The organism is Leisingera sp. ANG49 (assembly GCF_059694505.1).
This window is the reverse complement of the sequence record NZ_JCATZN010000016.1, coordinates 18376-30994: the sequence shown is the minus strand read 5'-3', so window position 1 is coordinate 30994 and position 12619 is coordinate 18376. Positions and strand designations below refer to the sequence as shown.

General features: G+C 60.6%; 12 protein-coding genes and 1 pseudogene. 2 read left to right on the top strand and 11 right to left on the bottom strand.

All coding sequences use genetic code 11. From position 1 onward, the window contains the following. Positions 1–11 precede the first annotated feature (11 nt). The 6 genes from AC58NV_RS22830 to AC58NV_RS22805 form a co-directional block, all read right to left on the bottom strand. The gene (locus AC58NV_RS22830) at positions 12–326 is read right to left on the bottom strand and encodes an IS66 family transposase (protein WP_497229204.1); all 315 of its coding nucleotides are present in this window, start codon (positions 324–326) and stop codon (positions 12–14) included. 59 nt (positions 327–385) lie between these two features. After that, complete coding sequence (locus AC58NV_RS22825; RefSeq protein ID WP_497229203.1) at positions 386–571, bottom strand: hypothetical protein; 186 nt, start codon at positions 569–571, stop codon at positions 386–388. Between the two features lie 27 nt (positions 572–598). Then, positions 599–883 carry an IS66 family insertion sequence element accessory protein TnpB gene (gene tnpB / locus AC58NV_RS22820; RefSeq protein ID WP_497229202.1) on the bottom strand — a complete coding sequence of 95 codons (285 nt, stop codon included), beginning with the start codon at positions 881–883 and terminating at the stop codon, positions 599–601. 4 nt (positions 884–887) lie between these two features. After that, positions 888–1208 (bottom strand): hypothetical protein, encoded by a 321-nt coding sequence (locus AC58NV_RS22815; RefSeq protein WP_497229201.1) that lies wholly within the window; start codon positions 1206–1208, stop codon positions 888–890. Positions 1209–1343: 135 nt separating this feature from the next. Further along, on the bottom strand, positions 1344–2735 hold the full coding sequence (locus AC58NV_RS22810) for a pyridoxal phosphate-dependent decarboxylase family protein (RefSeq protein ID WP_497229200.1): 1392 nt from the start codon (positions 2733–2735) through the stop codon (positions 1344–1346). Positions 2736–2900: 165 nt separating this feature from the next. After that, entirely contained in the window at positions 2901–3890 is a 990-nt protein-coding gene (locus AC58NV_RS22805) for an alpha/beta fold hydrolase (protein ID WP_497229199.1), read from the bottom strand. An 81-nt stretch (positions 3891–3971) separates the two neighbouring features. Between AC58NV_RS22805 and AC58NV_RS22800 the strand changes: the two genes are divergently transcribed. Next, positions 3972–4490 (top strand): MarR family winged helix-turn-helix transcriptional regulator, encoded by a 519-nt coding sequence (locus AC58NV_RS22800; protein WP_497229198.1) that lies wholly within the window; start codon positions 3972–3974, stop codon positions 4488–4490. A 661-nt stretch (positions 4491–5151) separates the two neighbouring features. Here AC58NV_RS22800 and AC58NV_RS22795 read toward each other — a convergent pair. From AC58NV_RS22795 to AC58NV_RS22785, 3 genes and pseudogenes are all read right to left on the bottom strand, one after another. Next, positions 5152–6171: pseudogene (locus AC58NV_RS22795) on the bottom strand (IS110 family RNA-guided transposase). A gap of 284 nt (positions 6172–6455) precedes the next feature. After that, entirely contained in the window at positions 6456–7547 is a 1092-nt protein-coding gene (locus AC58NV_RS22790) for an aminomethyl transferase family protein (RefSeq protein ID WP_497229197.1), read from the bottom strand. A gap of 16 nt (positions 7548–7563) precedes the next feature. Next, positions 7564–9105: a trimethylamine methyltransferase family protein gene (locus tag AC58NV_RS22785; protein WP_497229196.1), complete on the bottom strand. Its 1542-nt coding sequence runs from the start codon at positions 9103–9105 to the stop codon at positions 7564–7566. Between the two features lie 116 nt (positions 9106–9221). Here AC58NV_RS22785 and AC58NV_RS22780 point away from each other — a divergent pair, with 116 nt between their 5' ends. Beyond that, positions 9222–10091, top strand: coding sequence for a LysR substrate-binding domain-containing protein (locus tag AC58NV_RS22780; RefSeq protein WP_497229195.1), 870 nt, complete (start codon positions 9222–9224; stop codon positions 10089–10091). Positions 10092–10448: 357 nt separating this feature from the next. Here AC58NV_RS22780 and AC58NV_RS22775 read toward each other — a convergent pair whose 3' ends face one another. Further along, entirely contained in the window at positions 10449–11588 is a 1140-nt protein-coding gene (locus AC58NV_RS22775; protein ID WP_497229194.1) for a mandelate racemase/muconate lactonizing enzyme family protein, read from the bottom strand. 181 nt (positions 11589–11769) lie between these two features. Further along, positions 11770–12615 (bottom strand): LysR family transcriptional regulator, encoded by an 846-nt coding sequence (locus AC58NV_RS22770; RefSeq protein ID WP_497229193.1) that lies wholly within the window; start codon positions 12613–12615, stop codon positions 11770–11772. Positions 12616–12619 lie beyond the last annotated feature (4 nt).

Below are 12619 nucleotides of genomic sequence, written 5' to 3'. Positions count from 1 at the left end.
CTAAAACAACATCAATACTTTGGCGCCCTATGGGGCGATTCTCGCGTTCGGGCATCCTTCAAGACTGGAAGCACTACGGAAGCAGGTGAAGACAACTCGCGCTGTAGCGGATCGGCGCACCTTGCAGAGGCTGGTTGAGACTTAAGTCTGCGCTCGATTTCATACATGGCGTTGATCAGCTCAATGACCTGCATCGCCTGGCCTGACTTCGCCGCCTTATGAACATCCAGGAATTTGCGGTGCGCGTGCGCCCAGCAACAGGCGAGTGCAAGCGGGCCGCTGGCAGGGCGCAAAAAGAGCTGACATCCTGCGCTCTCAGGCAACATGCGGTTGCGCGGATGCTGAAGGCCGGGCGCAGCCTGGGGGCCATCCAGTATGAAAGCGGCTAATCGTCACCGTCCGCTTCCTCGTCGGCTCCAAATAGATCCTGCAGCCCTGTTTTCTTGAGACAGCGGACATCCGTAACGCGGAACAACGCAGCGTCAATTTCCTGGGGAGATCCGGTCGCGTAAGCATCCATGATCAGCCGCAGCTGCGCATTCGGACTATGTGCTAAATCGCGGTCATCCATGTGAAGATACCTCCCCATGGCGCCGGATCAGACAACAGTTGGCTTTGTGTGTCTGGCTGCCACTATCCGCTTCCAATCCAAACCCTCGAACAAAGCCTCAAGTTGAGCTTTGCGCAGGGTGACTATGCTATCCTGTACCTTCGGCCAGACGAAGCCACTGCCCTCGATACGTTTGTACACGAGCAAGAGGACCGTTCCATCCCAGACGATCAATTTTTTTCGGTCCGCCCGCTTGTAACGGAAAACGAAGATCGCTCCTTTAAATGGATCCAGGTCGAGCTCATTCATGACCATGACCGCCAGCCCATCCATTCACTTACGAAAATCCACAGGCCTCGTTGAACATACATTTTGAAGGTCCCCGCAGGTGAAATCGCGGCCGGGCCTCCAGCGCCAAGATAATCTTGACTAGATCGTCAACGGGATAGCTGGATGGCAGGGAAAGCGAGGTGCTGCTGATGGACAGGCAGATCCGTTTTTCACGGAAACATTCGCCGTTGTTCATCTGGACGTCCTCGGTGTGGAGGACTTCAGAGAAAACGCTTTCCGCTTGGAAAGCTTCGTTCGAAAAGCGGCAGCCTTTCACATTTGCACGCCATTTGTAGACAAAAGATTTCGATACGTTGCAGTCCTTCATGCCACGGCCAACGGTAAACTCGCCAGTGTCGAGTTTGGCCTTGATGAAATGTTTGAAGCTGGGGCCAAATACAGCAGTGGTAACGGGGGCTTGCCCGGCTTAGCCGCCACAAAAATCAGTTGGCATTTGGCGGCTTCACTGGCTTGTACGGTCCAAACTGTCGCGGGCTGCCTGCAGCGTGTTCAGCAGAATATCGATATCCTGATCGCTTGTGCGCCAGGACGATACGCTGATCCGCAGGGCCGGTTCGCCGTTCCAGACGGTGCTGCCGAACCACGCTTTCCCGGAGCGCTCCACCAGCTGCTGAACCTCCTGGGTCTGCGCAACACTGCCATAGCGGAACAGAACCTGGTTCAACGCGGGCTCGCACAGCAGCTCAAACCCAAGACCGGGAAGAGCCTTGGCGATACGGGCCGCCATGCTGCAGTGCTGTTCGATCAGGTCGGCAACGCCGGCGCGGCCAAGCGTGCGCAGCACCGCCCAGACCGGCACGCCGCGGGCGCTCCGGGAAAACTCGATGCCCAGGCTCTTCTGGCTCTCGGCCGAGGCGGTGGAATAGGCGGCGTCGCTGTTCATCGCTGCCGCCATCGCCTCCCGGTCGCGGCAGATGCCCGCCGCGCCGTCATACGGGGTATTGAGCCATTTGTGGCCGTCAGTGGTCCAGCTGTCCGCGCCCTCGATGCCGCTGGTCAGGCTGCGCCTTGCCGGGGCCGCGCGCGCCCACAACCCAAAGGCCCCGTCGACATGCACCCATGCGCCGGCCTGTTTCGCTTTTTCGATCAGCGGAAAGAAGGGGTCAAAGCTGCCCGTATTCACCTCGCCGGCCTGCAGGCAAAGAATGGTCTGCCCATCCAGAGCAGGAAGCCGGGCCGGGTCTATGCGGCCGGCGCTGTCGACCGGCGCCTTGATCAGCCGGGCCTGGCCGAAGCCCAGTATTCTTAAAGCTTTAAGAACGGTGATATGCGCCAGCTCGGAAACGACAACCTTGATTTCCGGCGCCCCCTGCAAACCCATGGCATCAAAATCCCAACCGCATTTTTTCAGCAGTTCGCGCCGCGCGACGCTCAGGCAGACAAGCGTGCTTGCGGTTGCCGAGGTTCCGAAAGCCACACCGCTTTCGCGGGGCAGGTCCAGGATCTCCAACAGCCATTTCGCCGCAACTTTCTCAATCTTGTCCGCCACCGGCGAGTTTACATGGGAGGAGGCGCATTGATCCCAGGCCGACGCCAGACGCTGCGCGGCGGCGGCGACCGGCAGCGTTGCACCGATCACAAAGCCGAAGTACCGGGGGCCGTTTGACACAGCCGTCGCCGGCGAACCGGCCTCGTCCAGCAGTGCCAGCGTTTCGGTTGCATCCATCCAGGAGTCCGGCAATGGCTCATCAAACCGTGCAAGATGCTGCCGGGCGGCGGCGTCGGGAAAAACTGGCATCTCCCCCACGCGGGCAATGTAGCGCTCGGCCCTGGCGTCAGCATCGCGCAATAGCTGGAGCTCGTCCTGCGGGTCTTCTGTCGTCTTGCGTTGCATTCTGAGCTCCTTGTCCAAGAAGGTTTCTTTGTTGATAGCAGACCAGTGGGCAGCGGGCATTGCTGCGCGCAATGCGCCTGGGCTGCCCCCGCATGTTCTTGCGCCTCATGCATCCGCGCCGGGGGCGGCGCAGATGCACAGCCATGCCGGGAAACTGCCCGCAGTTCAGCTGGCCGCGATGAACTTTGACACCAGGCCGGATATCAGCTGCGGCGCGTCTTCCGGGCTGTAGTGGCCGGTTCCGGGCAAGACCCTGACCTGGCCGTCCGGGAACGCCTGCTGGAACAGGGGCAGAAACTGCTCTGCCTGCAGCGTCCTGTCGGCTTCGCCCCAGATGGCGATCGCCGGTTTCTTTGCCAGCTCGGATTTTATGGCGTCACTAGGCTCCTCAAATGCATGTTTGCCGGTGGCAAAACCCTTGGCCCAGCCGATTGCGCCCGCAGCAAATTCAGGCGCGGGAAACGGCGCCCGGTAGGCGTTCAGCCAAGTATCGGTGATCAGCTCATTGCGGACAAAGCCATTCAGCTTGAGGGTCGATAGGATGTTGTAGTCAAGGTGGCCGAGCACCGCTTCCAGGGTGCCTTTTTCCTCGGCCTGCATGATCCACTGGAACCAGGGTGCAGCGCCGGCATTGGCAATCAAGCGGTCCAATAGATCGGGCTGCCCGAGGGGCGTCGGGCCATTGACCGAAACGATCCGTTTGATCCGGTCCGGGTGCCGGATGGCAAGGCCCATGCCAACCGGACCGCCGAAATCATGCATGACGAGGGTCACATCCCGGAGATCCTGCTCCAGAACAAAGCGTTCCGCATTGTCGATATGATCCTGCAGCCAATAGCTGCGGTCTTGCGGGGTGGCGCTTTTGCCAAATCCCATATGGTCAAGGGCAAGCACACGGGCATCACGGGACCATTCAGCAATTTGAGCACGGTAAAGGTAGCTCCAGGTCGGTTCGCCATGCAGCAGCAGCAGCGTCTCCGGGCCGCTGCCCTCATCGACATAGTGCATCGGATAGCCGGAGGCGGAACTGAAGCGGGCTTGAAACGGCCAGGTTCCTTCGAAGGTCTCTTTGGCAGCGACTGCGATCAGCCCCGTATCACGGCCTGGCGCGGTGTGCTGCGATGCTGGCTCACTGGTCTGAAGGTCGATGGTCATTGCGCTTTTCCTTAAATGTGTGTGAGTCACATATATAAATGGTCTCTTCCAATTCAAGTGTGCGAGTCACATATTTGCCGTATGACAGATGAATCACGACGGACTGCGAATTTGCTGGGGGCGGCGGTGCTCTGCCTGCACGATGAGCTGAAGACGGTTTTGGCGAGGCAGTTCCACCGCTCCGGAGAAGGGCCTGCGGCGCTTTGCGCTCTGGGCCATCAGCCAGGTTTGTCGAACGACGCCCTGAGCCGGCTATTGGATCTCACCCATACGGGCACAGTGCGCCTGATCGACAGGCTGGCCGAGGACGGTCTCGTCAGACGCCAGGCGGCGGAGCACGACAAGCGCAGCGTTGCGCTTTATCTCACAGAAGCCGGCCAAGCCTCACGGGAGAACATACTGCGCGAGCGGCTGGCGGCACTGGAGGCAGTGACCGGCGGCCTGTCTGATGACGAGCAAAGGGACCTGGCCCGGCTGCTTGAAAAACTGCTGCAAGCTGCTGCCGGAGACGACACCCACAAGCTGCGGACCTGCCGCCTGTGCGACAGCCGCGCCTGCACAAACTGCCCGATACTGGTGCCTGTAAACGGAGCTGAATGAGGTGTCTGGCAATAGTGCCAGGCTTCGCCTTCCAAATGCCAACGTAGATTCAGCCTGTGAAGCTAGCGTAGAAACCTAAAAGCATGAGTAGACACCAACCAATTACAAGACCAGGAAATGGCCAGCCTGGAACCAAGCCCTGAGGAAGCGCAGCTCCCTAACCTTCCGACTTAGGCTAGAAAGGCCTTGGGGGTCACCGCGAACTGGCAGTTACGTTCGACAACCTCACCTCTTTGGAAAACAAATTGGTTTCCGGGGGCTCCAAGGGTTGCCTGCGGCCACTCTCCTCGCGGCAGGAACGGTCGCTATGTCCGATGTGCCGACTTTGCCGCAACCCCTGTTTGTACAGTTGCAGCGAATGCCTCCCATGAAAGGCCGCGTCGCAGCATCTGTTTTGATTGCGAAGGACCTGTGTGGGTGGCGCCTGCATTGCAAGCGTTTTCTGCAGTGATCGCGGCGGTCAGTCAGTACCGTCTCGTGTCCGGCCTATTTACGCAGCCAGTGTTGAGGGCTGCTGGCCTTGATGAGTTCCGCAAGCAAGGTTCCTATCGGCTAAACGACCTCGAAGGGCCGCGACCTTCGCCGGAGTTTCCTCGATCTTGGTTGACTTAAGTCCGCATCATCACATCAAGCGTCTTGCATCTCTGGGCAGGCGGCCTGGTCAGGCGGCCGGCTGCCGGTATTCCTGTTGTTTCGTCAGCATTGCCCAGATGATCCGGGCGCTTTTTTGGCCATCGCGACTGTCGCCAATCGGAACGGTTTCTCGGCAAGGATCCTGGCGCTCCATATATCGATGCGCTCCGGGTGCTTCCTGCCCATCAGCGCGCGGGACGTCATGCTGGTGATCAGGAGCTTGCGGATGTATCTATCGCCCTTCTTGGTGATCTTGCCGAGCTTCTCTTTTCCGCCGCTGGACTTGTTGAGCGGGGTCAGGCCCAGCCAGGCTGCAAGATCGCGGCCGGTCCTGAATTGCTTTGCATCGCCGATGGTTGCTACTATGGCGGAAGCGGTGATCGGGCCGACGCCGGGCATGCGCATCAGGCGCCGGGCACCGGCATCCATCAGCGCATGCTTTTCGATCATCTTTGAATAGCCTTCAACGCGCTCGTGAACTCCAAGGAACTGATAGCAGACCGTGCCCAGAATGCTGCTTGCCAGATCGGGCATGCCGGGCCGTTCCCCTTCAAGGTGGCGTTTGGCAAAGGCGGTCACAGCCTCGATCCCGCTCCGCAGCACATGGCCGAATTCGCGCAGAAGGCTGCGGATCATATTCGCCAGCTGCGTGCGCTGCCGGACCGCGAGATCCCGGGTGCGGTGCAGCGCCAGGATTGCCTGCTGATCTTCGGATTTCAGTTCAACGAAGCGCATTGTTGGTCAGCGGACAGCTTCGCAAATCGCCTCGGCGTCAGCCGCGTCGGTCTTGCCGCGCTTTACATAGGGTTTGACATAGGCCGCCGGCATCAGACGGACATCATGACCCAGTCGGCTGAGCTCCCGGCCCCAGTAATGGGCAGAGCCGCAGGCTTCCATGCCCACAACACAGCGCGGAAGAGCCTCGAAAAATGCAAGCAGTTTCGCGCGTTTGATCTTTTTTGTTGAAAATCTTGCGGCCGGCGGTGGAAATCCCGTGAACCTGGAACACGTCCTTGGCCAGATCCAATCCAACTGTTTTAACTGTCATGGGCTGGCTCCTTTCCTAGCAGAGATAGACAACTGCATTGTGGCGCATTGCGACGCCGGTGGAGCAGGAGCCACCCACTCCATCCGCTCAGGGCCGGCTGTGCCGGTAGGGCGCTATCCGCACCAATCGTCCACTGCACGACCGTGGCTGGTCGTTTGAGCCTTTAACGTAGGAGACAAAAGCTCCTGCAATCGCTTTTGGCGAGTCAAAATGCTGAAAAGCGGACGTGAGTGCCTATTGGACCAATGTCTCTTACGCACGCCCGCTGTTCATTTCCCGCCGGATTATTGATGCGTCCGCATCTTTTGCGGGTCGTAAACCGGGCTGCTGATCACCGTTGCGGCGGTATGCAGCATCTCGCCTTTGAGCTGCAGAACCGTTCCAGGGGCGGTCCCGGGGCGGACATGGGCCAGCGCCAGCGATTTGCCCATCCGGTGCGAATAGCAGGGGCTGTTGACCACGCCGATCTCCTCGCCGTCGAGCAGCAGGGTTTCTCCGCCCTCCACCATGTCCGCATGATCGATTTCGAGGCAGACATTGCAGATTCTTTCCCGGCCCTTGGCAGCCATTACCGCATCCTTGCCGCGAAATCCGCCCTTGGAGCTGCTGACGGTAAAGCCAAGGCCAACTTCCCAGGGGGTGTGCGCTTCGGTCATGTCGTAGCCGTAGAACAAAAGTCCCGCCTCAATCCGCACCTTGTCGAGTGCGGTGAAGGAACAGGGCATGACGCCTGCCTCGGCCAGCCTGTCCCAGATGTCCGTGATCACGGCAGCGGCAGCAAAGATTTCATAGCCGCGCTCGCCTGAGTAGCCGGTGCGCGAGATCCTGCAGGGATGGTCGAACAGGGCCGCAGGCGCGTGTTCGAAATAGCCCAGCCCGGCCAGATCAATGTCGCAATGGGCGTTTAATATCTCCAGTGCTGCGGGGCCTTGCACCGAGATGTCATGCAGGTCGTCGGTGAACTCCAGCCACACGTCGCGGCCTTCGGCGGAGGCTTCGAGCAGCGCCATGGTATCGCCGGAGCCATGCACGATCATCCATTCATCGCCGCCGTTGTTGGAGACAATGGCATCGTCGGCAATGCCGCCGGCTTCTGTCAGCACGCAAAGATAGGCCGCCTTGCCCGGCGCGAGTCTGGACAGGTCGCGGGTGGTCAGGTGATCCAGTGCGGCTTGCGCGTCCTTGCCGCGGACAAAGACCTTCTTCAGCGGCGACATATCGAACATGCCCGCGTGTTCGCGCACCGCGTCATGCTCGTCGTTCGGGTCGGTGCTGTAGGTCCAGGCGGTGCCCATGCCGTTCCAGTCCTCCAGCCCTGATCCCAGCGCCCTGTGGCGGGAGGCAAGCGCCGAGGTGCGGCTCAGTTCTTCGGTCATTTCTCTGTTTCCTTTCTCAGTACCATTCATCGGGCAGGGCGGCTTTACGCTCCGCCACGAAATCCTTCAGGGCCATGCGGGTGTGCTCCGGCATTTCCGGCGGCTGGTAGGCCTCCAGCATTTGCTTCCAGCGTGCCGCGGCGCGCTGATCCGCGGTCAGGCGGCCGTTTTCCTCCCAGGTCTCATAGGGGCCGCCTTCGGGCACCTGCGGTTCGAAGTTGGCGGTGGTGTAGTGGCGCAGGGTGTGGCTGGTGGAGAGGAAGTTCTCACCCGGCCCGGCTTCGGCATAGGCATCGCGGCCAAAGGCCTCGTCACCGGTTTCAAATCCCTCCAGCATCTTCAGCATCGCGCCGCAGTGGTCGAGGTCCATCACGAACTTCTCGTAGGACATCACGAGCCCGCCCTCGAGCCAGCCCGCCGCGTGCCAGACCTGATGGCCGCCGGACAGGAGTGTCGCCCACATGGCGCCGGTGCTGTCCTGCATCGCCTGGCCGTCCGCTGCGTTCGATGCCGTGACCTGGCCGCCGCCGGAGCGCACTGGCACCCCCAGCCGGCGGCCCAGCTGCGACAGCGCCATGGTTGTCAAGTTGGCCTCGGGCGAACCGAAGGTCAGCGCGCCGGTGCGCAGGTTCATCGAGGAATGGAAGCTGCCGAACACCACCGGGCAGCCGCTGCGCACCAATTGGGTCAAGGCAATGCCCGCCATGGCTTCGGCCAGGGTCTGCGCGGCCACCGCGGCGGGGGAGAGCGGCCCCATGGCGCCGGCAAAGATTGCGGGAGAGACGCAGACGCATTGGTTTGCCGCTGCGTAGAGGCGAAGAGACGCGGACATCACCTCGTCATAGATCAGCGGCGAGTTCGCGTTGATATTGGCCTGCATGACCGCATGGCTGCCAATGAACCCGGCGCCAAAGGCCAGCCGGGCCATGTCCAGACTGTCCCGCGCGCCCTGTGCGGATGTGACTGCGCCCATGAAGGGTTTGTCCGACAGGGTCAGATGCGCCAGCATCATGTCCAGATGCCGCTTGTTCACCGGCACATCCGTCGGCTCGACCACGGTGCCGCCCGAGTGATGGAGCGCAGGCGACAGATGCGAAAGCTTCACGAAATTCCGGAAGTCTTCCAGCGTGGCATAGCGCCGGCCCTGGGTCAGGTCGGAAACAAAGGGCGACCCGTATCCCGGCATCAGCACCAGATTGTCCCCGCCCAAGGTGACGGTGCGGGCCGGGGCGCGGCCATGCAGCCGGAATTCGGCAGGTGCGGTTGAGCAGAGCTGGCGGGCATGGCCTGGCTCGAACCGGACCCTGTTGCCTTCGATGCGCGCTCCGGTGCCGGAAAAGAGCGCCAGCGCGGTTTCATCGCCGCGGAACTCGATGCCGATATGCTCCAGAATCCAGTCTGCCTGGCTTTCGATCCGGGCCAGTGCAGCCTCATCCAGCAGATTATAGGCGGGGATTTTGCGGCACCGGATTACGGGCGCTGCTTGCGGTGCATTGTGCCGGGTCAGCCGCCCCCGGCGCGATCTGCCGCGCTGGGTGATATGCGTCTGAGCGTTCATATTTCCCAACGTGCTAACTCCCAAGAATTTTTCTTGAGCTAATATTTTAGGAAAGATGGCTGCCAGCAATCGATTTTATTTGCTCATAGCGTTTAATGAATTTAGACATCAGGAATATGCTGAAAAAATTCCGCCACCATGACAGCCTGCGCCTGTTCGCTGAAATCGCCCGCTACCGCAGTTTTTCCGATGCGGCGGCGGCGCTGAACATGACCAAGGGGGCGGTCAGCTATCAGGTCAAAACGCTGGAGGCGGACTTGGGCTTTGCCCTTTTCCAGCGCAATGCCCGCGGGGTGGATCTGACGGCTGGCGGGCAAAAGCTGCTGGATGCCTGCCGAAACCACTATGAGGCTATCGAGGCGGAAATCCTGGCTATGAAGGGGCTTTCCGCCAGAACCCTGACCGTCGGCGTATCCACTTACTTCGCGGCCCGCTGGCTGTCGCCCCGGCTGATGTCCTTCATGCAGGAGCATCCGGATATCCAGTTGCGGCTGCAGCCGATGATCCGGCTGTTTGATCTGGAAGCGCAGGGCGTTGATATCGCGATCCGCTGGGGCAATGGGCGGTGGGAGGACGGCGAAATCACCCCGTTCTTGCCATGCCCGGCCTTTCCCGCCGGCAACGCTGCAGCGCTGGAAAAAGTAACGCGCCTTGGCTGGGAAGAAGCGATTTCAACCTTTACGCTGCTGCGCGATCATGACGACAGCGACGCCTGGACAGACTGGGTGAACACCGCTGGCCTGCCGCATCAAACGCGGCGGGACACGCTGATCATCCCGGACCCCAATGTGCGGGTTCAGGCGGTTATCGACGGCCAGGGGATCGCTCTGATGGACACCCTGATCGAACGGGAACTGGAAGAGGCAAACCTGTTCCGCCTGTCACCGCACGTGCTGCAGGATTACGGCTACTTTCTGGTCCGGCCGCGCAAGGCTGCTTCCCGGGACAGCGCTGCTGCGTTTTCAATATGGTTGCAAAGCCAATAGACTGTCAAATTTTACGGAATTGCTTCTTTGAGCTGTCAATTGGCATGAAATCAGGACCCTACATAGGCATTCAAAAGGGACCCGCCTGACGTGTGGGCAGCTGGCTCGAGGTGCAGTAGCGCTCAAATAACGTCGGCGGTTCGAGCCAGCGGATTAGCCGCACGAAAGTCCCTAGCAATCACGGCCCCGATACCGGGAATTGTATTCGGTCGACGGCACACGGTGCTGCTGGTCCGATCTCGCCCCAGCTTGCCCAGTCCGGCAAGCTCGCCTGACATTGCGCCGCGGCAGATCCGAAAGGGGCGGGATTGCTGTTCCCTGAACCGGTTTGTCGCCGGCCCGGGCGCAAACTGCGTCTTAGCTGACATCAATCTTGTATACTGACCGTTCTTCAATCTCGTCCCAATCGAGTTCCAGGCCGAGTCCGGCACCCGTTGGCGCGTTGACGTAGCCATCGGCGTCGACCTCAATCCGCCCCAGCGCGTCAACCTGGAACTCCGAATAGGGAACCGGCATCTCGAAGTAATCGCAATTTTCATTCGAGAGCATCAAGTGCAGGTTCGCGGCCATGGACAACGCGCAGCCCCAGCTCTGAAATTCGACGTTGTAGCCATTCGCTTCTGCCAGCGACAGAACCTTTCGAGCCGGCGTCAGCCCCCCGGCCGTCGTTGCGTCAATGCGCACACGGTCCCAGCAGTCATGGCGCATTGCATGGGCAATGTTGGCCAGTTCCACGATCGAGTTCCCGGCAGGAAGGATGGTCATGTCCGTGCGGCGGCGCAGTTCGCGGTAGCCATCCAGATCATGATCCGGGAACGGCGCCTCCAGCCAGACAAAGCCCATGTCGCTCATTTCCCGCGCGACGCGCAGTGCGGATTTGTGCGTGTAGTAGGCATCGGCATCGAACATGAAGTCCAGCCCCTGCCCATGAAACTCCTGATGCACCAGCCGCATCATTTCGAGGTCGGCTTCGGGCTCGCACTTGTAGTGGAACTTGAACGCTGAAAAGCCCTCTTCCTTGAGTTCCTCAATGAGGCCCGCATAGTCACCAGGGCCATCCAGTACCTGCGTTGAAGCATACGCTTTGACGCGGTCCCGCGCGCCCCCGAGAAACATGTAAAGCGGCATGTTCGCGCGTTTCGCTGCAAGGTCCCACATCGCAATGTCCAGCCCGGCGATAGCGGTGTTCGGCACCGAAAGGTTGCGGAGCTGCATCCATTTCCAGATGCTTTCGCGGCGCAGCGCGGCGCGTCCCAGGAGGCCCTTGAGAAGCGGGCGCATCCCCTCTGCGACGGCCCGGCCGAAGTCGTTCTCTGTGCAGGAAAAAACACCGCCCGCACCTTCGATCCCGTCGGATGTGGTGACCCGGGCAATGGTGTTCGTGGTGAGAAGCCCCGGCATGGTCGGCGACCAGGAAAAGCGGGGAACTCCCGTGTCCACCACGTAGACCCGGATCCGTTCAATCCGCCCGATGCTGTCTTCGATGCGCGCGCTCATGAGTGGTTTCCCCTCGCTCCAAACCGGGAGACGAATCGTCTCCGTTGATGCGCTGAGGCATTACCGATGAATAATTGCAATTTCTAACGAATATTTTTCATCACATGCCTTTCGGTCCTGCGCCGGCCGCTCCTGGGCAGGCGCCATTCCCATGCGAGAGGCTGCGGAAAGGCCGATTGGATCAGCTGTGGCCGCGAACCGCGGACAGGCAGGAGATCACGTCGGCGATCTGCTGGTCCGAGGGGCCTTCGGCCCGGTGAAGAAGATAGCAGGGCAGGGAAAGGGCTTCGGACCCTTGCACAACCTGCAGCCGCCCGCGTTCAAGGTGATCGTCCACCACATACTGGGGGAACAGGCCGCGGCCGCCGCGGCGAAGCAGGTACCGCAACCCCATCATGCAGTTGCCCAGAAACAGGCTCTGACGCTCGGACTGTGCGGTGACACTCTCAACGTAGTGCTGGTATTCCTTGCCCAGTTCCAGATTGATGAAAAGAGGCTCTTCCTGCTCCGACGCTCCCGGGGTCTCGACATAGGCCAGCCGCTCAGGAGGGAGTTCCCGGCAGCTGACCCGGGGATCGCTCACCTCCTCGTGGGTGAGGGCGATGTCGAGGATGTGGTTCATCACCGCGTCACTCACATTGAGGATGTGGTCGAAGTTCAGAGCGAACAGCAGCTTGCCGAAGGATCGCTCAAGCTCGATTGTCAGGTCGACAAGCAGAGGGTCCCAGATGCTCAGCTGAGCCCCAATGCGAAGCGCGGTCCGGTTCGACAGCCGCTCAGCCAAGTCACTGGACGCGATTTTCCACAAGGAGATCATTTCCTCGGCAAACGGCTGAAACTCCTGCCCGAAGGCCGTCAGCCTGGTGCCGCCGGCCCCACGCTCGAACAGGCGGTTGTTCACCGCCGCTTCCAGCGAGCGGATCCGTGCGCTTGCCGTGGTCTGGGTAATGCCCTGTTGCCGGGCGGCGGCATGGAACCCCCCTGTTTCAATAATGGCAAGGAAGGTTTCGATGGCTTCTAGCTGCATACCG

Coding starts and splice junctions, on each gene's coding strand:
- AC58NV_RS22780 (WP_497229195.1), top strand. CDS start 9,222: ATGCTGAAAAAATTCCGCCACCATGACAGCCTGCGCCTGTTCGCTGAA.
- AC58NV_RS22790 (WP_497229197.1), bottom strand. CDS start 7,547: ATGACCGAAGAACTGAGCCGCACCTCGGCGCTTGCCTCCCGCCACAGG.
- AC58NV_RS22825 (WP_497229203.1), bottom strand. CDS start 571: ATGGATGACCGCGATTTAGCACATAGTCCGAATGCGCAGCTGCGGCTG.
- AC58NV_RS22830 (WP_497229204.1), bottom strand. CDS start 326: ATGTTGCCTGAGAGCGCAGGATGTCAGCTCTTTTTGCGCCCTGCCAGC.
- AC58NV_RS22785 (WP_497229196.1), bottom strand. CDS start 9,105: ATGAACGCTCAGACGCATATCACCCAGCGCGGCAGATCGCGCCGGGGG.
- AC58NV_RS22810 (WP_497229200.1), bottom strand. CDS start 2,735: ATGCAACGCAAGACGACAGAAGACCCGCAGGACGAGCTCCAGCTATTG.
- AC58NV_RS22800 (WP_497229198.1), top strand. CDS start 3,972: ATGACAGATGAATCACGACGGACTGCGAATTTGCTGGGGGCGGCGGTG.
- tnpB (WP_497229202.1), bottom strand. CDS start 883: ATGGATGGGCTGGCGGTCATGGTCATGAATGAGCTCGACCTGGATCCA.
- AC58NV_RS22775 (WP_497229194.1), bottom strand. CDS start 11,588: ATGAGCGCGCGCATCGAAGACAGCATCGGGCGGATTGAACGGATCCGG.
- AC58NV_RS22815 (WP_497229201.1), bottom strand. CDS start 1,208: ATGAAGGACTGCAACGTATCGAAATCTTTTGTCTACAAATGGCGTGCA.
- AC58NV_RS22770 (WP_497229193.1), bottom strand. CDS start 12,615: ATGCAGCTAGAAGCCATCGAAACCTTCCTTGCCATTATTGAAACAGGG.
- AC58NV_RS22805 (WP_497229199.1), bottom strand. CDS start 3,890: ATGACCATCGACCTTCAGACCAGTGAGCCAGCATCGCAGCACACCGCG.